Source organism: Aquibacillus albus, assembly GCF_016908325.1.
Taxonomy (GTDB): Bacteria; Bacillota; Bacilli; order Bacillales; family Amphibacillaceae; genus Aquibacillus_A; species Aquibacillus_A albus.
On the sequence record NZ_JAFBDR010000003.1, the window covers coordinates 100124 to 125534 of the forward strand.

Below are 25411 nucleotides of genomic sequence, written 5' to 3' on the forward strand. Positions count from 1 at the left end.
ATTTCGCCCGGCCTTTACTCTTTGAACCGCTTAATTATCCTTCCCCAACTTGGATATCGTCGTTTTAGGGTAATAAAATTCAATGATTTCCTTATATGTTTTTCCTTTATCTCCCATAACATAGGCACCCCATTGACTCATCCCTACACCATGGCCATAGCCTCGTCCTTTCATCGTATAAGTATTACCTTCAAAATCCAATGAATCGATTAAATAACTTTTAAATACATCTCCACCAATCATCGGACGAATGCGGTTAAGCTTGATACCCTCTGCTTTCATCTGTTGAAATAAAATGGTTCCATCAAATAACCGCTGTAAAAATTCAATCGTAATTGAACCCTTCACTCTTCGCTGCGAATCAAGCTTTGTTTTCGACAATTCAAACTGTGGAATGGATAAAATTTTAATATCACCGGGATAACCATTCCGATTCAACCACCTTTTCATGGAAGCTGTAATCTGTTTATCTTTTTCTTCGATTTGTTCCCACCAATTAGAGGCATCAAAGTTTATCTTCTCTAATTCTATTTGGGTTTCTTCTAAAGAAAATTCCCATGGATGAATCGGATCATAAGGATCTTTTTTTATTGGAAAGTAGTTTAAGGGCTTTCCTCCCCATACATGAGCGTTCGTTTCAGTCATCCCACCATTACTAGCAGAATAATAGGCATCAATCAGGTTGTCATTATAGGTGATAACCTCACCCTTTGTTTCATTCACTGCTTTAGTCGTTTGTTCACTCCAGGTATAACCTCCATACACCTGATAACTTATCGTATCATCTATTACTTTATCCATATGGGAAGCTGCATATGTTCTAGCAGCTAAAGCTTGTGCCTTCAGCGTTTCTAATCCCCAGCTAGGGAAAACTTCAAATGGAACAACGCCCTTCAGGTAGTCCTCTAAAGGTAATTGATTAACTGGTCGAATATACTCCTTTCCTTCTAATTTCATTTCGATTGCACCTAGATAAGGACGGTCGTTTACGCGGATGATGTGTTGTTCATCATAGCTTTTTGGAATAAGCATGAAAGATTCCTGGATGGTATAAGTTTCTTCTTTTCCTTTTAAAACAAGTTTATCTTTATGTAAAGTTAACGTATAGGTCACGTCTTCTTCAAGCGACATGGTAGGATCGAGTGTAAAATACTTTCCTTCAAGCTCGAACTCGAGGGTGGATGTTTGACCAACATGATTGACTAATTGAACACGCATCATATCATCTGCACTAACTATTTGTGGAAACACGATAATCGATACATATAAGGATAGTAATGTAATTAAATTTTTCATACCTTTATATTTCCTTGACCATGTCTCATTTATTCACTTAGTTATAAAATTGAGGAGAAAAATCGTTAAAAAAGAAGGCTATTTCTATAATGCGTAATATAAGATTAATGCGCAATACAGTGAAATTAAAATGAGTGCTGGGATATCGCTTCGGCAGAATACTTCGCTTTCCACGGGCACGGCCTCAGCCTCCTCAGAAGCAAAGAACGCTTCTTGCGGGGTCTTCGGACACGTGCTGTTCCCGCAGGAGTCTGCGTATTCTGCCTACGCTAAAAGCGATTCTTCGATTAATCATATGTGTAAGTACTGGAATTCACATTACGTGGATGTCTTCTCCTCAGGCAAGCACCGACTCCATTACATCTCACATAGGAAATTGGTTTATCTTTTCGATTACTCTACATGTGCTTCCACCGCTTGATCGTGGAAGTTTCATTAAATAACTAATTTTAATTAAAGAAATGGTATCAAAGCTTCGTTACAGCAATTGGATAGGTCTCACTTATTAAAAAACAAATCCAAGCTGTGGAAAAATGCGAGACTCCTGTGGGAAAAGCAACAGGTGAAGACCCCGCAGGAAGCGGTTTTCTTCCGGGGAGGCTGAGGCGTTGCCCACGGAAAGCGAGTGTTTTTCCACAGCGGCGGTTATGCACTCTTTTTTTCGTTAGATTTATGATAAATCACCTTTTGTTGCGCATTATGTGTCAACTGTGTATTAAAAAAACAACAATGAATAAGAAAAGAGCCAAAGAACATAAAGAAAAAATAGGTTTGCAGCACCTGCAAACCTATTTTTCTTTCACTGATAGATTAGTTGGTAGATTCAATAATTCAGTTAGTGTAACGAACTGATACCCTTGATCATCGAGCTCAGCAACTAACTTTCTTAGTGCTTCAATCGTTTGTGACCGATCACCAAATCCATCATGAAACAAAAGGATACTTCCATTGCTTACATTTTCAAGAGACTTCGAATAAATATGCTCGACTCCAGGCTGCTCCCAATCCTGTGCATCCATATTGACCGCACCAGCTACACTATACCCAAAACGCTCGACAATGGATTGGACCTGTTCATTATAATCAAGATACGGTGGACGAAACGTTAACGGTTTGTTACCGGTCATTTCCCGAATTAATCGATCGGTACGGTCAATTTCACTATAGCAGTCGTTATCACTTAATTCGGTTAATTTTGGATGTGTATATGTATGGTTTCCAACTTCATGCCCATGCTCAACAACTGCTTCAAATATTTCTGGATGTTTTTCCATTTGTTCTCCAATCATGTAGAAGGTTACATTTCCTGAAACCTCCTGGAATATTTCTAACACTTGTGGTGTGTAAACTGGATTAGGTCCGTCATCAAATGTAATAGCCACAGTTTTACAATCTGTTTCAATATTATTAATAATACCTCTTCTATTCATTAAGCTAAACCCCTTTCGTTAATGTAATGTCATACGCTTCTCCTGTTATTTACGAAGATCCAGCCATCGAATCTGTTCATCACTTAGTTCAATATCTAAAGCCTTTAAGCTCGAGTGTAACTCACTTATGCGTTGCGGCCCAATCAATGCACATGTAGGAAATGGCTGATTTAATACATACGCTAATGCGATTTGGTTAGTATCCACACCTTTTTCTTGTGCAAGCATTTCCGCCCGATGGTATCTCTCCCAGTTTTCATCACTGTAGTAAACTCGAACCATATCCTTATTTACAGGTTTGTCCTGCGAGAACCTTCCTGTAAAAAATCCACCTGCTTGTGAAGACCAGGATAATAAAGGCATCTGATTGCTTATATGCCAGTTAAGGCTCTGCTCATCAACCGAGATGCATCCTGGCCACATTGGTTCATTTGGTTTTGCAAGACTTAAATTGGGACTATTCACGGTAAAGCCAACCAAACCATTATCCTGGGCGTATTTGTTAGCTTCATCAATTCGTTCATTCGTCCAATTAGATACACCTAAAGCGCAAATACGTCCTGCTTTATAATGTTCATTTAGTGATTCTATAATAACTCCAACTGGAACATCTGGGTTATCACGATGGAGCATATAAATATCAATGTAATCTGTTTGTAACCGCGATAAACTTTCTTCTAAATCTTCAGAAATAGCTTCTGGAGTCACACGAGGACCGTTCTCATCGGGATGTGCTCCCTTATCAATAATAATCATATCTTCCCTTTTCCCAGTCTCTTGTAACCATAGACCAATTGCTTTTTCGCTTTCACCTCTGTTATAAACGTGTGCTGTATCGACTGTATTTCCACCACATTCAAAAAAAACACCTAACATTTCAGTAACATAGTCCATCCTTGATGGTGAAAATGACATCGTTCCTAAAATCACCTGTGAAATTGATTTTTCTAGACCATGAATCGGAATATATTTCATCTACCAAACCTCCATTTTATATAAATAACAATCCAGATGTCCGCCAACACCGTTTTTAAAACCCCACCCGGGTCCTTTATATTGGCTATTGGAACACTTTGATTCACTTCCTGAGACAATTTCAATGGATGAGTTTCACATCCTGATCCAACCAAAACCTCACCGTAAACATCGGGATTAGCTTACCCTTCCACGAGTGCCCTCAAAATTTTGACCATGAACATGCTCTCCTTGTTTAATAGGACGAGTAGCGGTTCCAATAATTTCACCATATTTTATAATTGGATCTCCTTGATTCATGTACCTTACTGCAAATTTATCACCAAATTCAATTGAATCTATCATTTTAATTGTTTTTTTGATAGATTTATAGGCTATGTTAACATCAGCACCACTTGGAATGTTATCTAAGGCAACAGCTACACTATCCAACTCACCTAACAATACATATTTATATTCCTTTTCCTGCATATTCCAACATCCCCCACCACATTGTATTCGCTTACATACACTTGTTTTAAATACTTCACTTTTATCGGAACTACCATTTATTGCTTAAAGTGCGTGTTCAAAAAACGGTGAGATTCACCGTTTATAAATTTGACCACTTTTTGAACAACCTCTAAAATAAATTTATTCACATTCTGTAATTTTCATTCAACATTTGTGGGAACCATTAGAAAAATCAGCATGATTAATATATAGTAGCAATTAATCATGCTGATCATAGATACTAAGATTAATTTTTCAAAGTGTGTAGTTAAGGGGTCTGACCCTTTGCTTTGGGACAGCCTCAATACTAGTTTCTTAACCCTTCACAAATACTGTTTTTACTGTAGTAAAGAACTCTTTTGCGGCCTCACCCTGTTCACGTGAATGAGAGCTTGATGCTTTCATCCCTCCAAATGGTGCTTGAAGTTCTACTCCAGCTGTCTCTGAGTTAATTCGAACAAGTCCAGCCTCAATATCATCGATAAATGATAAGATACTATCAATATTTTTAGAGAAAATGGACGCACTTAAACCATACTCTACATCGTTCGCAAGGTCAATTGCTTCTTCAACCGTGTCAACCTTCATTAAAGCTAAAACTGGACCAAAAATTTCTTCTTGTGCAATCGTCATCGATGATGTTACACCTTCAAAAATAGTAGGATTTACGAAATATCCATTTCTTAACCCATCTGATTGTGGTTCATCTCCACCATAGATAAGTTGTGCACCTTCTTCAATACCTATTTGGACGTATTTACGTACTGTATTATACTGTCCTTCGCTAGCACAAGGTCCCATCCATGTATCAGAGTCAAGTCCATTTCCAACTTTTATTTCTGCTACTTTCTGTAACAGTCTTTCTTTAAACGTGTCATAGATACTGCTTTGTACAATGACACGACTACTGCACGTACACTTTTGTCCAGTTGATTTTAAACCTCCGCTAATGGCAGCATCTACCGCCAGGTCAATATCACAATCTTCCGCAACGATGATTGGATTTTTTCCGCCCATTTCTAGTTGGTACTTGCCACCTCGTGCAGCTACAGAGCTTCCGATGTTTTTACCAACTTGGTTAGAACCAGTAAAAGTAACCGCATTTACGTCAGAGTGATCAGCAAGACCTTGACCTATAACGGAACCTTTACCAGTTACTAGATTGATGACACCCTCAGGAACTCCTGCCTTTTCAAAGCATTCTACAACCTTAGCTGCTGTCACTGCTGCTTCTGTAGCAGGCTTAAATACAACGGTATTACCATAAATTAATGCAGGAGCCATTTTCCAAATCGGAATTGCTACTGGAAAATTCCAAGGAGTAATGACGCCAACGACACCTAATGGTACCCGCTTACTAAACATAAGAGCTGAGCTATCAGTCGATGGAATGACATCGCCAACCTTACGCATTCCCTCTCCAGCATAATAACGTAAAATGGCAACTCCTCTAGCTGTCTCTCCTTTTGCTTCAGGAAGTGTTTTTCCCATTTCATTGGTCATCGTTTCTGCAATCTCATCTAAGTTATTTTCTAAAATGTTTGCAACACTAAACAAAATGTTTCCTCTTTCAGCACCAGAAAGCTTTTTCCATGACTTTTCCGCTTGCTTTGCAGCCTGGATTGCTTCCTCCAAATCCTCTCGAGTAGAATTTTGAACATTTCCGACAACTTCATGCTTATTAGCTGGATTATAGCTAGCAATTGTTTCATTTGATGTAGATTCTTTCCACACTCCATTTACATAGTTCATATACGTCTTTGCTGCTACATTTGTAGACATAATTATCCTCCTTAAAATTAATTTATTTCATAGTTTCATTGATGAATAGCACTTAGTTGCTTAACCGGATTAGAAAGTACACCTATTCCTGGTATTTCAATTTCCACTTTATCTCCATCCTGTAGCGTAAAATCGTCATCCGGAATAACACAAGTTCCTGTTAATAATACAGTTCCATCAAAAACTTCATTATCCTGCATTAAATAAGAAACTAATTCGTCATAAGATCTTTTTAATAATGACGTACTTGCATGATCATCAAAAACCTTTTTCCCATCCCTAAAAATACGACAAGTGATTGTAAAATCGTAAGGATCCTGTACTGTTTCCGCCAAGCGAATCGCTGGACCTATCGAACAAGAATGCTTCCATATTTTAGCCTGAGGCAAATAAAGTGGGTTTTCTCCTTCAATGTCACGGCTACTTAAATCATTCCCTATTGTATAACCAACAATTTTTCCAGTTTTACTAAGTACTAACCCCAATTCAGGCTCTGGAATTTGCCAATCAGAGTCACTTCTAATATAAAGAGAGGTATTTGGTCCAATTGTTCTTCTTTCAGTAGACTTCAAGAATATCTCAGGTCTTTTAGCATCGTAAACTTTGTCGTAATAAGATCCAGTGGTTACTTTAGCTTCTACATTACGAGCATCCCTGCTTTTCGAATACGTAACACCGGAGGCCCATACTTCATAAGAACTAACAGGAACTAATAAAGATAAATCCTGGACTTTTTCCTGTATCGGCAAACTATCTTCTATTGCTTGTTCTACCAATTTTAAACAGGTTTGATTCGTTTCTTCAGCCTTTTCTAACAAGTCCAAAAAATCAGTGTACGGCAGATTATAAACCCTCTCACCTTCTGTAAGTGCTGCTAACTGCTTCTGATTAGCTCCCGTTTGATAACAAATAATTTTCATGTAACCATCCCTCTTTCGTTTTATATTATAAAATTAAGTTTTGGTATATTAACAAAAGTATATCAGCTTAACCTGATAAAGATGACTTTTGATAACCTAGTTGATGGGAAATTTCAAGTGCCGTTTCTTTTAGTTTTTTCATAATTAACTCTCTCATTTCTGGGGTAAGTTTAAAGACAGTAGTCGAAACACTAATCGCTGCGATAACAGTTCCTGTGTGATTAAAAAGTGGCACTGCAAAACAACATACACCGGGTTCATTTTCTTCGTTATCAACAGCCAGCCCGGAATTGACAACTATTCTTAATTCCTCTAGATATGCTTGTTTGGAAGTAATCGTATTATTTGTTTGTTTATAAAAATCATAGTTTTCTAGCAAATGTTCAATTTCTTTGTCTGATTTAAAAGCTACTAAAACTTTACCAACTGCACTTGAGTGAATAGGTACTCTTCTTCCAACCCTAGAAAATACAATGGTTGAAGATCCTTCAACTTTATCAATGTACACGCCAGATTTACCTTCTAGAACAACTAAGTGCGCAGTTTGAGCAGTTGTGGCTGACAAGTTCACCAAATACTCCCTAGACAGTGTTCGAATATCCATACTATTTAGAACAAATTGACCACGTTCGAGAAGCTTTAATCCTAGGCTGTATTTTCCACTATCCGAATTTTGTTTAATGTAATCGTGTTGTTTTAAAGTTTTTAATAACGAGTGTGCGGTACTCTTATTCAAGTTCAACTTACTGCTTATTTCTGAAATTTTTAATTCTTTGTTTTGTTCATCGAATAATTCCAATATTTTTAACGCTCTGTCTAATGATTGTATAATTGGCATGCAACTTTACCCCTTTAATTCACCCAAAAATGTAAGCCTATACATAACATTATATTACACTATATAAAACAGAGTTTCAAATATTCAAACACTTTTATATAGAGATTGTTAAAAAAAGTGACCAAATGATCAACGGTAAATGTCACTTTTTGCTTGTTTTTCCGATCCTCTAAACTACGCCGCACCTTCTTGTTTCTGATTCTCCGGCTTCTTAAACACGCACATATAGTAGAAAATTCACTAATATGATATGGTAAACATATACATACTATTTTCACTGGTTGAAACCATTACTATAGGAGGAGCTCTGTATATGCTAAATCACGAACACTTTCTAAATAAAGCCGTACAGCTTGCAGTAAAAAATGTCGAGAATAACGGAGGACCCTTTGCAGCCATCATCGTTGATAAAAAAGGAGAGATTGTTGGAAAAGGACAGAATAGAGTAACAGATACCAATGACCCAACGGCTCATGCAGAGGTACAGGCTATTCGAGATGCCTGTCAAAATCTACATTCTTTTCAATTAACTGATTGTGTACTTTATACAAGCTGTGAACCATGTCCCATGTGCTTAGGCGCAATTTATTGGGCTAGATTGGAAAAAATATACTTCGCAGCTGATCAAAAGCTAGCAGCAGCAGGTGGATTTGATGATGCTTTCATTTATGAAGAAATTAATAAGAAACATAATGAAAGATCAATCCCTTTTTATTCCATTTCACTGAAGGATAAAAACCTTCCATTTGAAAAATGGGCAGAACTAGAATCAAAAATTGAATACTAAAATGTAACAAACGTCCTACTTTACGCGCCTACTATTTAGCAGGCGCCATTATTTTAAAGAGGTTGTAAAAATTTCACCAAATGATAAACGGCGCATCTCTTCGTTGGCTCGTTCTCCCGTCCCTCGGAAGCTTTGCCACCCAACCTGACACGCACTATAAGGCATGATCTATGGGAACATCTTGCCCAGACCAAACGCTTTTTGCTGTCCAATCCATTGGTGGATCGCTCCAAAAAGGATCCAGTTCTGACAAACCAAGTGGTAGGAATATTGTTGAACACAGATAAGTGCTACCAGTTGAAATATACCCCTCCCCAATACCCGGCTGATGACCACAAACCCCTATTGTTAACCATCCTTCTGGAGTGAAGGTTCCAATAGCTTCCAGTGATTTTCTAATAACAGCGGTTAATGCAGACCGTATCTGTGCTGGGCGGACATTTTCCGGCAAATCACTTCGTAAAGCATGTAAAGACAGGCTTTGTAGTGCACCACAGCGGTAGGCTAGTGAACGACCAACTGGAGGAAACGTTCCTTCAGGTGAAATTAACCTTTCCTGAATAACAGCGTAACGCTGTGATCTCTTTACGATATCACTCTTGATTGCTCCCCAATCCCTATACTCGTTTTCAACCGTTTCAATTAAATCGACTAGCATTGGATGTATAACAAAGGCATTGTAGTAATCATAATGAAACTCTGGACCATCACTATATACACCATCCCCAACATACCACTGACTAAATTGCTTCAAGGCATAGTCTATTCTCATCGGATCCCAGTCGTCTTCACCAATTTTATACAAAGTAGCTTCTATGATTGCGGAAAATAATAACCAATTTGAAAAAACAGGTTTTCTCGACCTAGTTCCCTTAAGCGCTTCAATCACGTTCTGTTGTACTTTGGCACCAAGCTTCTCCCATAGTTCATTGGGTGCTCGTAGAATAGCTTGGGCCAGGAAGGCTGTATCCACAATTGGCTGAAAATCATCTTTAAAATTCATATAATCTGGTGAAGCTGGATCTGTTCCAGCATCCATTGCTGCTCTAGCCAAGTTGCAAAAATGCAGACGCAACTTTTCTTCCTTCTCATTTACTGATTTCTTTTCTAACCATGGTGCAATCCCTACTAATAAGCGGGACATAGCTTCTAAGTGAGAAAATTTTTCTCGACTGGCTCCTTCCTTCTCTTCTACCGGCATCACTTCTTTTAATTGCTTCTGCTCCAAAGCGTTCAAAACTGGACTAGCTATTTTAATCATCGTATCGATCCAATACTGCCGGTCATTTTGTATTTTTACATCCATTTCATTACACCTCTTATAAGGTACTATTTGTTCCCTTTTCTGTTTTGTTCGATTGATTTAAATGCTTTTGCTCAATTCTCATAAACGCACAATGTGCAAACCACATCGTAATAAAGCTTAAACAGCTTCCTGTAAATACCGGAATTATGCCCGGGAAAATGTTAGAAAAATAGAGAAAAAACATAACACTTACGCCTATTAACAAAGTCATCAATGGAGAAGAAATTCCGACAAAAAAAGCATGCTTAAAATAATCAAAAAACTTCACGTTATAGTGGGAATAAACAGGAAAAATATAAATGACAACAATAACATAAAGAAAAGCCAAACCTAGCAATAATAAGGAAATAACATCAGCCAATAAATGCTTGACTGATGAAATCATTTGATAATTAATATAAATCAACAATCCAAAGAAGCTTAGTAAAAAACCAATACAATTTACTTGAATAAACCTATGTTTATATTCTTTCCAAAACGCAGCAAAAATTGGCGTATCATCCTGCCCATGAATCCATTTTCTTTCGATTGAAAACATAGCAGAAGTTGCAGGAAAAAACCCTAAAAATACTAGACCAATTAGGGTGAAAACCAACCACAGTAAGTTTAAATAAGCAAACCGCATCAACCACATACAAATTTTATAGATTCCACCTGTATAATTCCCATCCATATGATTAACTCCTCTTAGACTCTATCAATAGAACAGTCTTTTCTACCATTCTGCGATACTACCATCTTGATGGCGCCAAACTGGATTTTTCCAATTATGTCCTTCCCCTGCTTTTTCTTTTACGTATGTCTCATCTATCTCAATTCCTAAACCTGGACCTTGTGGAATCTTCACATAACCATCTTTGTATTCAAACACACTTTTTTCTTTAATATAATCAAGTAAATCATTACTTTTGTTATAATGGATTCCCAAGCTTTGTTCTTGGATAAAAGCGTTATGTGAAGTTGCATCTACCTGTAAACATGCTGCTAACGCGATTGGACCAAGTGGACAATGGGGAGCTAAAGCTACATCGTAAGCTTCCGCCATCGACGCAATTTTTTTCGTTTCGGTAATCCCGCCGGCATGAGACAAATCAGGTTGTATAATGTCTACATAGCCTTCTGCCAAAATCTTTTTAAAATCCCATCTTGAGAACATTCTTTCTCCTGTTGCAATTGGAATACTCGTATGGTTAGCAATCTCCTTTAAGCTTTCATTATTTTCCGGCAAAACAGGTTCTTCAATGAACATCGGATGATAAGGCTCTAATTCTTTCGCTAATACCTTCGCCATTGGTTTATGTACTCTTCCATGGAAATCAATCCCAATTCCAACATCATTTCCAACAGCTTCTCTTACTGCAGCTAAACGATGAACTGCTTCTTCCACTTTGGTAAAGGAGTCTATATATTGCAGTTCTTCTGTTCCATTCATTTTAACCGCCGTAAAGCCTGCTTCCACTACTTTTTTCGCTTCCTGTCCAACATCAGAAGGTCGATCCCCGGCAATCCATGAGTATACGCGAATCGAATCTCTACATGCTCCACCCATAAGTTCATAGATTGGAGCATTATAATACTTTCCTTTAATATCCCAAAGTGCTTGGTCTATTCCAGCAATCGCACTCATCAATATCGGCCCGCCCCTGTAAAAACCAGATCGATATAATTTATTCCAGTGGTCTTCAATTCGGAGTGGATTTTTGTCAACCAGATACTCCATTAGTTCATCGACTGCAGCCTTTATTGTGGCAGCTCTTCCTTCAACGATTGGTTCACCCCAACCAGTTATACCCTCATCTGTTTCTATTTTTAAAAATAGCCACCTTGGCGGGACAAGAAATAATTCATAATTAGTTATCTTCATGTTATCTACTCCTTCAACTGATTTCTCAATTCAATAAATTGCTTGGCTTTTTCTTCCATTTCATCAAATTTTTGTTCCGATACGAGTTGTTGATTGATTAACGACCCACCAAGTCCTAAAGCATCCCACCCTGTACGCAAATATTCTTCTGCATTATTTAATGAAACGCCACCGACAGCCATGATAGAACTTCGATTGCATTTCTAATTAAAAACCTTTCCTTACAAATAGGTTGTTTCTTTTATTTTATTCTTTGCGTTAGTTTCTTTAAATATAAGATTTTTGAAAAACTATATAATATATTGGAATGAATAGAATCGCTATTTTTAGACTTCATTCCTAAAAATTCTTACTACGTCAAATTACTTCTCTTCTAAAATTTTATATTTTATTAACATAGAACAATAGAGAAGGAGGACCCTCCTCCTTCTCTATCATTAACATTATATTATCTATTTTCTAACCATTCCGTACTTTCTTTTTGTGCTTTTTGAAGTGCTTCTTCCGCTGATCTTTCTCCAGTTAATGCAGCCTCTATTTCAGAAGTTAAGATAAATCGCGGCTGAGCAGAACCCCAAGGATAGCGAGGCGTGTAAGGAGTACTCATCGCTTCAAATACTGGGTTCATTAACTCTGAAACCTCTTTGACATTATCCCATTCAGCAGCTGATTTTACAGCTGGCATTGCGCCTGTCTCATAAACATATTTTTGGGCAAAGTCACTTGTAGCAAATTTCAACCATTCCCAAGCTAAATCTTTGTTTTCACTGTCTTTTGCAATGGTGATTGGGCTACCTGCAAACAATCCACCCTTACCGCTGTCGTCTTTAAACTCTTGAGCAATTGCAATACGGTCTTCTAAACCTTGAGCATACGTCTGTTCAACTAGATCCCCAGGACCTTGGTTAAGCATAATTGCAATATTGTTATCTTTTGTTAACCATTTTTCACTACCTTGGTTACTAACAATTCCTTCTGGTGCTAATTCCTGCATATCTAGTAACCAGTTTAACCCTTGTAACATTTCAGGAGAGTTAAATTGAAATTCAATTTCATCCCAAGCAAATCCAGTTCCCCATTTTCCACCTAAACCTTCTGCAGCGTTAATTAATGTAAAGGCAGAAGACCAGTCTCCACGGAACCAAATACCGTAGTTTTGTTCACCTGTTACTGGATTCGTACCAGTCATTTTTTGCGCTTTTTCCGTAATTTCTTCCATTGTTGGGTATTCAGAAAGATATTCTACACCCCACTCATCAAATAACTGCTTATCATATGTGATGAAACGTGCATCGCCTAAAAATGGTAATCCAAAAATATCCAATTCGCTGCTTTCAGGTGGTAATGCTTTCCAACCATCCACTTGATTATCAATAAAAATATCTAAACTGAATTCATCATCAGCATCAATATATGGCTGTAATGGTTCTAATAATCCTTGTGCAGCAAAGTCTGCTATACCTGGCATTTGGTATACATCCGCTTCTTTAGAAGTTAACATTGCTTGTGTTTTTTCTGTATAACCTTCCCATGGCATAATAATAAACTCTACTGTTGCACCAGGATGCTGTGATTCAAATTCTTCTTTTAAAACATGTAAACCAGGTGTCTTCACTCCAGTGATTGGATCTGTTGAATCTTCCATACTAAAGTCACCAATTAATTGTACTTTAACAGTTTGACCAGCCCATTCACCATCTCCACCAGAAGAACTTCCTTCAGATGATGAACCACCTGAATTTGAAGAACCTCCATCTGAACTAGAACCACCTGAATCTGAACTACAACCGACTAACGCTGCAACTAGAATGAACATAAATGCTAGTGCTAAGAGAGAACCTTTTGAGAAAAAACGTTTTAACATCATTTTTTACCCCCATTTTTTTGATAATTCTTAATACTGCAATCGCTTTCTTGTTAAATCTACAAGTTATTCCCCCTTCACTCCACTTAGGGCAATACTTTGAATAATGTATCGTTGTAAAAACAGATACAGTATTACTATAGGGATGACACTTACAGTTGCTAGAGCCATGGTTAGTCCTCCTAAACTTGTACCATTCTCTAGTGAGAAACTAGCTAAATAAAGTGGTACGGTATGAAGATCTTGATTGTTTAGTACTACTAATGGCCACATAAAGTCGTTCCAACTCCAGATAAATGCCAAAATGACCATCGTTGCTGCAATTGGTCCAGACAACGGAAAATAAACACGGAAGAAAATCCTGAACTCACCAGCCCCATCAATTTGTGCAGCCTCTCTTAATGTATCTGGTAGCTGGTCAAAAAACTGCTTACAAAGAAAGATTAGCATCCCATTAATCAAAGGAGGAAGTATTAATGGCCAAAAAGTATTCAATAATCCTACACTGTTAAACATTGTATATAAAGGGATTAGACGCGGCTCCATCGGAATCATTAGTGTACATAATACAACAATAAACAGTAGTTTCTTTCCTTTAAACCTTCCTTTTGAGAAAGCATAACCAGCAAGTAGTGATGCCGATACACCGATAAAGACTGAACTTGTCGTAACAATCGCTGAATTAATATACGAAGCTATTAGTCTTCCATTCTCAAATACAATTCCATAGTTAAAGCCTGACACTTCCTCCGGTATCAATCTTGGTGGAAATGGCATTGTTATATTGGCTGTTCTGTCAAACCCGACACTTACCATCCAAATGAATGGAGACATAAGCAGTACACCAAAGATTAATAAAATAATAAACTTGAATGAGGTTGTTAAACGTTCCGCTTGTTTATTAGACATTGCACTCATCTAGTCTCCTCCTCTCTTGTTATAGCTTCATTTTTGAGACTTTAAGGTTGATAAATGTAAATATTAATATAATGATAAACATGATATATGTTGCTGCTGATGCAACACCGAATTCAAAACCTGTAAAACCTCGTTCATAAATGAATGCACCCATTGTTTGGATTGAACGAGCAGGACTACCATTTGGTCCACCCAATACGTAAACTTCATTAAAACGTTGAAGCGCTCCAATCCACCCTGTAATAAGTAGGAATGCGAACGTGCCAGCCATATTAGGAATAGTAATAAAAAACCATTGCTGAATGCCACTAGCACCATCAATTTTAGCCGCTTCATACATTTCAGGAGATATAGCTTGTAAGTTTGCAAGACAGATAATAATTACAAAGCCTATCCAGTGCCAAACTGCTAGAAAGATAACACCCCATTTAGAAGTAGAAGGATCTGAGAACCAACCAGGTGATGGTAAACCTACTGCTTCTAGCGCAAAGTTTACAATCCCCATCTCTGGGTGTAAAACAAATTGGAAAATCATCGCTGCCGCTACGATCGATGTAACGTTTGGTAAAAAATAAACAACTTTAAAAAAGTTTTGACCTCTAGGTGTAGAGTTGATTAATGAAGCGAAAATGAAGCCTAAAGGAATTGTAATGAGAATTTGGAATATCCCGATGAAGAAGGTATTCCATACCGAATTCCAAAATGTTGCGGACGTTAAAACAAGTTTAAAGTTTGCAAGTCCGATAAAGTTTTCGATCGTTCCATTGGATTGGAAAAAGCTCAATCGAAATGACTCAACAATAGGGTAGACCATAAAAAGTAAGATCCCTAGAAAACTTGGAAGGAGAAAAACATACCAAGTTAGTTGTGATTTTCTTTTTTTCTGTCTCATTGTTTCAAATCCTATACTAGTATCTGTGCTAGGATTTGAACTAGCATTGATTTCCACACTGTTTTTCGCCATAATATTCTCCTTTCGTTAAAAGACAACCAATTTGTCAGTAATCCAAAAAATATCGACACTCTTCTTTATGAAAAAACACAACTTTGATAACGCTTTCACAACAAGTTAAAAATAAAGGAGCTCCCATAGGATGCTTTTGTTTTATTTCGTGTTTGGACTCCCAATGATCTCAGTGATCGGTTTGGTTATTACCTTATTAAGTGTTAACTTTATTATAAAAGAACTTATTTAGTAACTCATGATTAGGATTGTGTTCTTTTGTTTACTATTTGTCTTTTATTGCTCTTTTCAAATAGTTCTGTGAGGTAATTTCCTACATTAGTATTTTGATACGGACTTATACTTCACAGATCTTCTGTTTCTATATTCAGATGGAGTAATGTTCATTTGTTTACGAAAAAAACGACTGAAATGTGAAGAGTTTTCGAAACCTGACTCTAAAGCAACGTCTAAAATAGTTTTTTCGGGATAGATTTCAAGTAAATACTTTGCTCGATTGATTCGACAACTCATTAAGTATTGCATAATTGTATAGCCAGTAATATCTTTAAATATCCTAGACATATAGTATTTGCTAATGTTTAAATTATCCGCAATATTATCCAATGTTATATCTTTATCAAAGTTTTTATCGATCCAAGAGACAACACGATTTACATGAATTGTTTTTTCCGATTTATTGGGTGGCAGCCTTACCAGTCTTATTTTGCTAAGTTCATAAATTTTAAACAGCAGTTGAATAAGTAAGGAAGAAATTTCACCTTCTTTTAATCTTTTTTCATTTTGTTCATCTTTGATATGCTTATCATTTACTAGAGATATTTTTCTGATTAATTCTTTTATTTCGTTTAACATATCATTGTCTACCCCTCGAAAAAGGGTATTACTTAGTTTTGTAAATGGAGTCAATAGCTCTGGAACATTTAAGCTTTTTAATATGGGACTTACCCACTCAGCTGAAAATTCAATGACACTTCTCTCATAGGTTGTACCCGGTTCAGGATTTGCACGATGCAGTGTTAAACCATTCATAATAATAATGTCGTCTTGTTGCAAATCATAAATACTATCTGAAATTAAGTACCTACAGCTTCCACTATGAAAATAATAAATTTCAAACCTGTCATGCGAGTGATACTCAAAATCACCTTGTGAATGAACCTTATCCGTCATCCGATAGTGTGTTTGGATTTTCTCAGACAATCTATTTATCCTCCTCTTCCCCTTAGACTACTCATCTGAGTGGCTAGATTAATATGGGTTAAGACTTTTATTCTCTATCTAATGGTATTCTCCTTCAACTAATTGACAAAACAGGAATATAGTATGAATCTTCGCGCGTGCATTTTTCTCTTTCTCTTACCAAACTCACATTTTTATTTAGAAAATTGACGTTGTAAAAACTTCTCTGGTACCAAGGAAATGACATTACATTCGATAAAATCGTATCCAGCTTCTTTAACGACTGCTGCCTTGTCGATATCTGGACAAATTCCAAATTTCATGGCTACACTTCCTTTTCTATGAAACTATTTGATAGGAGTGGGAACACCACTCCTATCAATATTGGATACTACACCAGCTCTTCATTTAATAGTTTTTTTACCCATTCAATGTTGTGCTTTAATGAATCTTTCGTTCCGTACGCATTACTAAAATCTTCCATTCCGATATAACCGTCATAGCCAACAGCTTTTAAATCTTCAAAAACTTGTTGCCAGTCAACGACACCTTTCTCAATCGCAGCCCATTTAACTTCCCAATTAATTGTACCATCATCCTGTTGATTCTTCACTTGCCATTCTGCGTTTTTCACATGGACGTGAGCCAAATATGGACCGAGCAATTCCAATCCCATTCGATAATTTTCATAGCCTTCATGAACCATATTACCTGGGTCATATAGAACCCCGATATGTTCCGGATCGAACTGACTAACTAATCGGTGTGCAAGACTAGCACTAGGTGTAATCGTCATATGGTGTGTTTCTACCAATCCCTTCACTTTATACTGCTTACACATTTGTTCTACTTCTTTTAAATAGTTAACTGCACCTTTATATAGGTCATTATAATTTTTAGAACGGTCATACCTAGGTACACCAACCCGTATCGTTGATGCTCCTAACTTTTGTGCAACCTGTAATACATGTTCTGTCGAAACTAGGTCACCGGAAGTCAAATACGGGGTAACACTAGTAACTTCAATGCCTTTTTCTTTTGTATAAGAAGATAATGCTTCCAAATCTTGTTCTGAGCTATCCGGAGAAATCGTACATAAATTATTACCCCAAAAGCTAGGTTCTTGTTGTTTCAATTCATCTGATATTTCTTTAAAGCGCCATTCTACTCCTTCATATCCACAATCTTTCAAATAATCAACCAATTGTTTCGGTGTTGTATCTGGTGCCATAACAGTAAAAACTGAGAATTTCATTATTAGTCTCCACCTTTCCTATAATTCTTCTATTCTACTTTCATTGCTTCTTTTTGAGCAATTAAACAAAGCTCTGCTGCTTTAAATGCATGCTCCTGTGTCATTGCATGTTCCGTTCGATTGATACAATCTAAAATCAGTTCACCAAAGAACGGAAATCCTACTTTTCCTGTTAAGTGAAAATGCTTTTCTCCCTCTTGCGTAACAAGGTATAAATGGTCTTTCGAGTCCTCTCTTGCAACGTCAATATACTTCCGGATTTCAATGTAACCTTCTGTACCAAGAATAAAGGTTCTGCCATCTCCCCAAGTTCCTAACCCGTCTGGAGTGAACCAATCAACTCGGAAATATTGGGTAGCTCCATTGTCACCAACTAAAGTTGCATCACCATAATCTTCAAGTTCCGGATGATCGGGATTGTTATAGTTTGCTACTTTACTTGATGCAACTTTGGCGTCCTTATTTTTTGTATAAAACAAGAACTGCTCAATTTGGTGGCTACCAATGTCACATAAAATTCCACCGTAATATTCCTTCTCAAAAAACCAATTCGGTCTAGAAGGTGCATTTAAACGGTGCGGGCCAAATCCGGTAATTTGGATTACTCTCCCGATGGCACCTTCATCAATTAATTGACCAGCAAACACAGCACTTTCCACATGGAGACGTTCACTATAGTAAACCATATACTTTTTATCGGTTTCAGCTGTTTTTTGCCTTGCTTTCTCTAATTGCTCTAGTGATGTAAATGGTGTTTTATCGGTAAAATAATCTTTTCCATAATCCATTACACGCAGTCCCAAATCGCAGCGCTTTGAGGGTATTGCTGCAGCAGCTACTAACCGAACTTCCTTATCATTTAAAATTTCTTCTTCAGACGTAGCAACCTGTACTTCTGGAAATTTTTCCTTAAAAGCTTTTATTTTTTCGGGATCAGGATCATAGACCCACTTTAGTTGAGCCCCTGCTTCTAAAAGACCATTACACATCCCATAGATATGGCCATGGTCGAGTGCAATTGCCGCAAAAGGAAATTCCCCATCTGCGACAACTTTATTTACTTTTCCTTTCGGTGCATAGTTCATACCGTCCTGGTTTCCCATGTTAAACTTTCCTTTCTTTCACTAGACTAATAGGTTCCTTCTACGTTCAAAGTAACGCTATTGCTTTCCTTTTTAACAGTAGATGAAGCAATTTTCTCTTGTAAATGCTTATAATAAAGATCCTCGTCAATTGGGAATGCCACCCAATCATCTAGCCATGCAGACAATTGCATCGCATTGGATAAGGTCAGACCTTTAATCCCTTCTGCTCCTGGAGCTAATAAGGATGTTCCTTTTAAAATGGCATCAACGAAGTTTTGTGTAATTCCTTGGTGTGCTGTTTCCTGTCCTTGAATAGGAACCTCAACCTTCCAGCACTCTGGTGATCCAAATCCACCTTTGTATTCCCGATTAAATTCCGGTTCTGGTACTCGAAGTCTCCAAAAGTCCATCTTTCCATTTTCCACAACTACTTTTCCACGATCACCGGCAATTTCAAGTCGATTGGTTCCAGGCGCTTCACCTGTTGTTGTGATAAAAACCGCAGTAGCACCATTTTCATATTCTGCATAAGCAGTTACATCATCTTCCACTTCAATATCCCGGTACTTACCGAAATTACAAAAAGCCCTCATTCGTGTTGGCATCATACCAGTCATCCATTGCCATAAATCCAATTGGTGTGGACATTGATTGATTAGTACTCCACCACCTTCTCCGGCCCAAGTTGCACGCCAGCCACCTGAATCATAATAGCTTTGAGAACGGTACCAATTTGTAATAAGCCAATTAATTCGGCGAATTTCACCAAGTTCACCCGATTGAATCAAATCGCGTAGCTTTTGATACAGGGGATTTGTTCTTTGGTTGTACATCATCGAGAATACTTTTCCACTTTCTTCAGCTGCTTCATTCATTTCTCGTACCTGTTTCGTATAAACACCAGCTGGCTTTTCACAAAGTACATGAAGTCCATGCTCAAAGGCTTTAATTGCAAGCTGTGGATGATCATAGTGTGGTGTAGCAATAAGAACTGCATCCACTAAGCCTGATTCAAAAAAGGCATCTTCGTCGGTAAAAACTTTCACATCATTGTTTAACGTTTTCTCAAGTTGGACCCCTCGTTCTTTACTGCTGTCCAATACAGCAGTAAGTCTCGCACCATTAATTGCCTTTTCCTGAATGTAATTCGCATGAGATCCTCCCATATTTCCGACTCCAATAATTCCAATTCTAACTTCTTCCATTTTCATTCCACCTCTTTGTATAAAAAGTATAATAGTTTTTAAATTAACTTATTTAAGTATGGTATTAGCTAATCTCAAAGGAGAGATATGGCTTTATTATGATTAAAATAAATGGTTTTACCCGTTTTTGAAGATTCATAGATAGCCAATATAACCTTTACAGCATCAAGCCCTGCTTCTAATGGTACGTATGGAGCTAAATCCTGTTGAATCGACTGAACAAAATCAGCAATAATTGTCTTGTGCCCATCTCCATAAACACTTGGAGGATTTTCTTTTTGCGTCATGAGCATTTCCTGTTCTTCTTTTTCAAACGTTCTTGAAAATCGCCAATGTTTAATCTGGTTAACAGCACTTCCTCCGATACTTACGGTACCCTTTTCACCAAATAAATTGATACCGGCACCGAGATCTACTGGATAAATGATGCCTGTTCCATCAAGTACACCTGTGGTACCGCTTTCGAATTCTATAATTGCCGTACCTACATCTTCCATCTCGATATCTCTTAGTTGTGTAGTTGTTTTTCCATAAACGCTTTTCACGGGACCCATCATCCATAAGAAAAGATCAATGGTATGGATGGCTTGATTCATTAGGACACCATCTACCATTTGTTTTGTACCACGCCAGGCGTCCTGATCATAATATGCTTGCTCTCGATTCCACCGAACACTTGCTGTACCATAACAAAGCTTCCCAAATCTGCCATCATTCAATGCTGCTTTAGTCGTTTGAACTGCTTCGTTAAATCGATTTTGATGTACTACAGTAGCTTTGACATTGAACTTTTTAGCCGTTTCAATGATACGATTCGCATCTTCTATCGTTGTTGCTAATGGCTTTTCAATCATCACATGTTTTCCTTTTTCCATTGCTTGAATAGCCATTTCTGCATGAAGTCCATTCGGTGTACAAATGTTAATTACTTCAATTCGAGGATTATTCAACATGTCTTGATAACTTGTGTATGTGTCAGACACATGATAATCCTTAGCCATTTTTTCCAATCTATTATCATTGATGTCACACAAAGCAAGTAAATTTGCATCTTTTTCTTCACTAATGGCTGCGGCATGAACTTCTGCCACCCTTCCACATCCAACAATACCAAAGCTAACCATCTAAATGGCCTCCCCCAGTAACTTTTGACATAGCTATCGTTTCTTAAAATTATACTATATATTTTGTTGAATGTTGCAATATGGATAAAAGTAAGCAATATATAACAAAAAAGACTAAAGATAGAACAACTTTAGTCAGGCTGTCGAGAAAGTATCTCGACAGCCTTTTTTTCGATTGGAAAACTATGTGTTCCTAAAGTTGTCCCAGTTGAAATACACTTCGCTTTCCGCGGGCAATCCGCGAGCCTCCTCGAACTCCACTATCGTTCCGTTCTGCGGGGTCTCACCTGGCTTGGGACTGCGATTACTCGTCCCACCGAAAACCTTTTGCTTTTCCCGCAGGAGTCTTCGTGTATTTCAACTGGGACAGCGGTTTGATACAATATTGGTAGATTTGATTTAGGCGGTGATTTGATGTTTCAAACTCAAAAAGATAGGCAAAACGAAATAGAAATGGTAATGATTGATGAGCTTGTGCCAGAAGACCACTTACTGCGTAAGATTGACAAATATATTGATTTTTCCTTTATCCCAGATAAAGTGCGTTCATTCTATTCAGAAGACAACGGACGTCCATCACTTAATCCCCTCGTATTATTTAAAATGATGTTTATTGGTTACATTTATGGTATTCGTTCAGAAAGAGAGCTCGAACGACAAATTCAAACCAATGTAGCCCATAGATGGTTTCTTGGATTGAAGCTTACAGATCCAGTACCACATCACTCAACTATTAGTTGGAATCGACGTACTCGATTCAAGGACACTGATATATTTCAGGAAGTTTTCGATGAAATTGTACTTCAAGCTATGAGCCACCGCATGGTGGGTGGACGTGTATTATATACAGACTCCACCCATTTAAAAGCGAATGCAAATAAGAAAAAACTAACGAAACAAGAGATAAATGTGGAAACAGCAGACTACATAGAAGAATTGAATGAAGCAGTGGAAAAGGACAGAGTAAATCATGGAAAAAAGCCTCTAAAATCTAGGAAGGTGGTGGGTGAATCAAAAGAAATCAAAGTTAGTGATACTGATCCAGAAAGTGGTTACTTATATCGAGAAAACAAACCAGAAGGTTTCTTTTACCTTGATCATCGGACAACGGACCTTAAGTACAATATTATTACGGATGTCCATGTCACTCCAGGAAATGTTCATGAATTCCAAACCGTACTTAGATCGCCTTGATCGTCAAATGAATCGATTCGATTTTGAAGTGGAAGCTGTGGGCTTAGATGCTGGTTATTTAACTACTCCTATTTGCCATGGTTTAGAAAAACGGAAAATCTTTGGGGTAATTGCTCACCGTCGTTATCAATCGAAAAAGGATTTCTTCCAAAATGGAAATATATATATAATGCTGAACAGGATTCCTATGTTTGTCCAGAAGGACAAACACTTCACTATGCAACTACAGATCGACAAGGATACCGCCACTATAAATCAGATTCTGAAAAATGCATGAACTGTCCATTATTAGCTAAGTGTACGAAAAGTAAAGCAATAACTAGACATGTATGGGAGGGTGCTAAAGAGCAGGTTCGATTGAACCGATTATCCAATGAAGGAAAATGGATTTATCGAATGAGAAAAGAGAAAATTGAGCGTAGTTTTGCAGATTCAAAAGAACTGCATGGACTACGTTACTGTCGCTTGCGCGGATTACAAAACGTTAGTGAACAAGCGTTACTGACGGCAGCATGTCAGAACATGAAGAAGATTGCCCTCCACCTATCTCGGGGAAGTTAGGTGGAGGAGAATCTTTTTCGTTAAAGTGCAAACTGCGGGGGCGAAAACCACGAGACTCCTGCGGAAAAACGAGCGAGCCAAGACCCCGCAGCGCGGGTTTTCGCGAGGAGGCTTGGGCGTTCGTCCGCGGAAAGCGAGTGGTTTTCGCCCCCGCGGGGCTAATATAAAAAAAGCTTGTAGAAAAACAAGGGGTTTCTCTACAAGCTGACTAAAGATAGAACAACTTTAGTCTTTTTTCATGTATCTACCACGTCATTCTTTTATTTCTTATAGTTCCACAATATTTTCCAGTCTCCATCTTCCTTTGTAGCATATACATCTTGAACAATTGAAAAATTACCATATTTACCTTTAAATGTTTGCGTTACAATTACTTTATATGCAGTATCCATTACCTTCGATTCCTCTTCCATCTTCCAATTATTAACCTTATCAGCCCCACTCAACTCATACGTAAATGTAGAAACTCCAAAATGGTTCATAAATACATGTGCTCTATCTTGTATATAGTGTCCTTTACCAAACCTATCCTTCATCTGACTGTGAAAAAGCTCCCACGAGTCGTTGAACCTACCTTCTTGTTCAAAGCTATAAAAAAGATCAATCGTTTCTTTTGCCTGATGCTTTGGAGACAATTGAACAAAAATACACGAAGTTAATCCAATAACTAAAACGAAAATAAAGCATGCAAACACCTGTCTTTTATACACATAACCGTCCCCTTTAGCCACTAACTTGATTGTGGTGACTTTTGAACAACCTTTATTAATAAAATTATTCAAATACATGTCCATTTATTATTTCGCCACGTTAAAGAACTACTTTGTTAACTAGCACGAACCAGTGGGTAATGGAATAATTTTTTAAAAAAATTCAAAAATTAGGACTTTAGTCTGATGAAAACGCTTTATATGTGTTATATACTGAAAACGGTTACAAATCATATGGTTTGTGTACATATACTGTTTCTTTACATAATCAATATGCCAATTGGTTATGTAAGAAGTACATGTGCAGTATTTTTCAAAATAGATTGTCCCCCTATTGAGCATCCGGAAACGGGTGCTCCTTTTTTTATTCACTAAGAAAAGGACGTACAGTGAATAAATTTCACCTGTACATCCTTTAAATTTTTATTTTTAATTTGCTTCTGCGGTTTCATCAAATCTTCTTGTTCGACCTGGTTTATGCACTTTCCTATAATTACGTATGAACGGAATCACGTATCTGTCTAAACCATATCTTCCTGCATTGTAACCAGCTACTAATAGGAAGATTGTTAACAAGATCATTTGTCCATTGGTGCTGATTGTTCCACTAAATATGAAAGCGAAGTTCATGACTATCCCCATTAACGCGGCGAAGTTTGTAAATAACCCTAAGATTAGTGCTATGCCTACAAGTAACTCTCCCCATGCAACTAAGAAACTAAATACGGTGGCACCAGGTAATGCGACGTTTTCTAAAAATGCTGCCCACCATCCTTGTACGGCTGGGTGATCTCCGGTTGCTTTCCCGATAGATCCTTGGATAAATCCTGTGGCATCAAATCCGCCAGTTACTTTCCCCCATCCTGCTGTTAACCACGCATAACCTATATAAATCCGAATGACTGCTAATACTCCAGCAACAACATTGTTTTTTCTTAATAATTGTACAAACATTTTCATTCGCTCCTTATTTTTACTTATTATTGTTTGTTCAAAACTTCACATAAATCTGTAAAATTAAACCTCTACTGTTTTATTATTGATTCGTTGTACCCGTTTGTCATTCAACAAACATTTTGTCTGCCCCTTTCTTTAATTTTTGATTTTTGTGATATTTTCTTGCTGTTCACATTGTTCACCTTTTCACATATTATCTTACAAGAATTCTTGTTTTTTTATTACATTTTTATAATAACATGTTTTTTATGTTTATAAATAAGTTTGCTCAGTCATTCACATTGTCGTAAAAGCTGTATGACAAAAATATGAACAATTAGATTTTATATTGACAAAATAACACATCAGAATCTCGTATCCAAGCACTTCAACATAGAATAATTAACAACTAGTATCTGAATAATTTTAAGATAATGTCACATATTAACAAAAAACATTATGTGTGAGGTGATTTCTATGGGGCTTTTCAATGCGTTATCCAATTGGTCCAATAGCCGCTATCAAAAAAAAGTTTCTAAAGCGAAAGCTGATGGGGTATGTCCTGACTGTGGTGGTAGAGGTATCGAAATCATGCCATATGAACACTTTTTTGATAGTTCATTCCAATGTGCTGGATGTAATGGAAGCGGACTATATGATGATTGGGAGAAGTAAGTAATCGATGGGGCTATCCCCATCGATTACTTATTTTCGCATTTCACA

General features: G+C 37.4%; 24 protein-coding genes and 1 pseudogene. 3 read left to right on the plus strand and 22 right to left on the minus strand.

Translation table 11 applies throughout. From position 1 onward, the window contains the following. Nucleotides 1-30: 30 nt before the first annotated feature. The 7 genes from JOC48_RS03895 to JOC48_RS03925 all read right to left on the minus strand — a co-directional run bounded on the left by JOC48_RS03895 (nt 31) and on the right by JOC48_RS03925 (nt 7733). Entirely contained in the window at nt 31-1296 is a 1266-nt protein-coding gene (locus JOC48_RS03895) for a SpoIID/LytB domain-containing protein (RefSeq protein ID WP_204497745.1), read from the minus strand. Between the two features lie 788 nt (nt 1297-2084). Beyond that, on the minus strand, nt 2085-2726 hold the full coding sequence (locus JOC48_RS03900) for a polysaccharide deacetylase family protein (protein ID WP_204497746.1): 642 nt from the start codon (nt 2724-2726) through the stop codon (nt 2085-2087). A 45-nt stretch (nt 2727-2771) separates the two neighbouring features. Further along, nucleotides 2772-3701 (minus strand): aldo/keto reductase, encoded by a 930-nt coding sequence (locus JOC48_RS03905; RefSeq protein WP_204497747.1) that lies wholly within the window; start codon nt 3699-3701, stop codon nt 2772-2774. A gap of 177 nt (nt 3702-3878) precedes the next feature. Continuing rightward, complete coding sequence (locus JOC48_RS03910; RefSeq protein ID WP_204497748.1) at nt 3879-4172, minus strand: UxaA family hydrolase; 294 nt, start codon at nt 4170-4172, stop codon at nt 3879-3881. Nucleotides 4173-4508: 336 nt separating this feature from the next. Further along, on the minus strand, nt 4509-5975 hold the full coding sequence (gene gucD, locus JOC48_RS03915) for an alpha-ketoglutaric semialdehyde dehydrogenase GucD (protein WP_204497749.1): 1467 nt from the start codon (nt 5973-5975) through the stop codon (nt 4509-4511). Between the two features lie 35 nt (nt 5976-6010). Continuing rightward, complete coding sequence (locus tag JOC48_RS03920) at nt 6011-6895, minus strand: fumarylacetoacetate hydrolase family protein (RefSeq protein WP_204497750.1); 885 nt, start codon at nt 6893-6895, stop codon at nt 6011-6013. Nucleotides 6896-6962: 67 nt separating this feature from the next. Further along, nucleotides 6963-7733, minus strand: a complete 771-nt coding sequence (locus tag JOC48_RS03925) for an IclR family transcriptional regulator (protein WP_204497751.1) — start codon at nt 7731-7733, stop codon at nt 6963-6965. A 313-nt stretch (nt 7734-8046) separates the two neighbouring features. Here JOC48_RS03925 and JOC48_RS03930 point away from each other — a divergent pair, with 313 nt between their 5' ends. After that, on the plus strand, nt 8047-8520 hold the full coding sequence (locus JOC48_RS03930; RefSeq protein WP_204497752.1) for a nucleoside deaminase: 474 nt from the start codon (nt 8047-8049) through the stop codon (nt 8518-8520). Nucleotides 8521-8674: 154 nt separating this feature from the next. On the opposite strand, the gene JOC48_RS03935 is transcribed toward JOC48_RS03930, so the two are convergent. From JOC48_RS03935 to JOC48_RS03990, 13 genes are all read right to left on the minus strand, one after another. Continuing rightward, the gene (locus JOC48_RS03935; protein WP_204497753.1) at nt 8675-9826 is read right to left on the minus strand and encodes a DUF2264 domain-containing protein; all 1152 of its coding nucleotides are present in this window, start codon (nt 9824-9826) and stop codon (nt 8675-8677) included. 13 nt (nt 9827-9839) lie between these two features. Next, nucleotides 9840-10499, minus strand: a complete 660-nt coding sequence (locus tag JOC48_RS03940) for a YesL family protein (protein ID WP_204497754.1) — start codon at nt 10497-10499, stop codon at nt 9840-9842. A gap of 42 nt (nt 10500-10541) precedes the next feature. Continuing rightward, entirely contained in the window at nt 10542-11690 is a 1149-nt protein-coding gene (dgoD, locus tag JOC48_RS03945; RefSeq protein WP_204497755.1) for a galactonate dehydratase, read from the minus strand. Nucleotides 11691-11695: 5 nt separating this feature from the next. Next, on the minus strand, nt 11696-11872 hold the full coding sequence (locus tag JOC48_RS03950) for a hypothetical protein (protein WP_204497756.1): 177 nt from the start codon (nt 11870-11872) through the stop codon (nt 11696-11698). Nucleotides 11873-12138: 266 nt separating this feature from the next. Beyond that, on the minus strand, nt 12139-13557 hold the full coding sequence (locus tag JOC48_RS03955) for an extracellular solute-binding protein (protein WP_239584177.1): 1419 nt from the start codon (nt 13555-13557) through the stop codon (nt 12139-12141). A gap of 63 nt (nt 13558-13620) precedes the next feature. After that, entirely contained in the window at nt 13621-14472 is an 852-nt protein-coding gene (locus tag JOC48_RS03960) for a carbohydrate ABC transporter permease (protein ID WP_338024229.1), read from the minus strand. A gap of 19 nt (nt 14473-14491) precedes the next feature. Beyond that, the gene (locus tag JOC48_RS03965) at nt 14492-15436 is read right to left on the minus strand and encodes a carbohydrate ABC transporter permease (RefSeq protein WP_204497757.1); all 945 of its coding nucleotides are present in this window, start codon (nt 15434-15436) and stop codon (nt 14492-14494) included. A 318-nt stretch (nt 15437-15754) separates the two neighbouring features. Then, nucleotides 15755-16639, minus strand: a complete 885-nt coding sequence (locus JOC48_RS03970; protein WP_239584178.1) for an AraC family transcriptional regulator — start codon at nt 16637-16639, stop codon at nt 15755-15757. A 173-nt stretch (nt 16640-16812) separates the two neighbouring features. After that, entirely contained in the window at nt 16813-16941 is a 129-nt protein-coding gene (locus JOC48_RS21470; RefSeq protein ID WP_275580699.1) for a hypothetical protein, read from the minus strand. 68 nt (nt 16942-17009) lie between these two features. Next, the gene (locus tag JOC48_RS03975; RefSeq protein WP_204497758.1) at nt 17010-17873 is read right to left on the minus strand and encodes a sugar phosphate isomerase/epimerase family protein; all 864 of its coding nucleotides are present in this window, start codon (nt 17871-17873) and stop codon (nt 17010-17012) included. Nucleotides 17874-17902: 29 nt separating this feature from the next. Then, nucleotides 17903-18976 (minus strand): Gfo/Idh/MocA family protein, encoded by a 1074-nt coding sequence (locus JOC48_RS03980; RefSeq protein WP_204497759.1) that lies wholly within the window; start codon nt 18974-18976, stop codon nt 17903-17905. Nucleotides 18977-19002: 26 nt separating this feature from the next. Continuing rightward, entirely contained in the window at nt 19003-20163 is a 1161-nt protein-coding gene (locus JOC48_RS03985; RefSeq protein WP_204497760.1) for a Gfo/Idh/MocA family protein, read from the minus strand. Nucleotides 20164-20237: 74 nt separating this feature from the next. Further along, nucleotides 20238-21287: a Gfo/Idh/MocA family protein gene (locus tag JOC48_RS03990; protein WP_204497761.1), complete on the minus strand. Its 1050-nt coding sequence runs from the start codon at nt 21285-21287 to the stop codon at nt 20238-20240. 414 nt (nt 21288-21701) lie between these two features. On the opposite strand from JOC48_RS03990, the pseudogene JOC48_RS03995 reads away from it, so the two are divergent. After that, nucleotides 21702-23042 (plus strand): annotated as a pseudogene (locus tag JOC48_RS03995) (IS1182 family transposase). Between the two features lie 260 nt (nt 23043-23302). Here the strand turns inward: JOC48_RS03995 and JOC48_RS04000 are convergent. Then, complete coding sequence (locus JOC48_RS04000) at nt 23303-23752, minus strand: hypothetical protein (RefSeq protein WP_239584179.1); 450 nt, start codon at nt 23750-23752, stop codon at nt 23303-23305. A 429-nt stretch (nt 23753-24181) separates the two neighbouring features. After that, nucleotides 24182-24706 carry a DoxX family protein gene (locus JOC48_RS04005; protein ID WP_204497762.1) on the minus strand — a complete coding sequence of 175 codons (525 nt, stop codon included), beginning with the start codon at nt 24704-24706 and terminating at the stop codon, nt 24182-24184. A 459-nt stretch (nt 24707-25165) separates the two neighbouring features. On the opposite strand from JOC48_RS04005, the gene JOC48_RS04010 reads away from it, so the two are divergent. Continuing rightward, nucleotides 25166-25363, plus strand: coding sequence for a methionine aminopeptidase (locus JOC48_RS04010; protein ID WP_204497763.1), 198 nt, complete (start codon nt 25166-25168; stop codon nt 25361-25363). Nucleotides 25364-25411 lie beyond the last annotated feature (48 nt).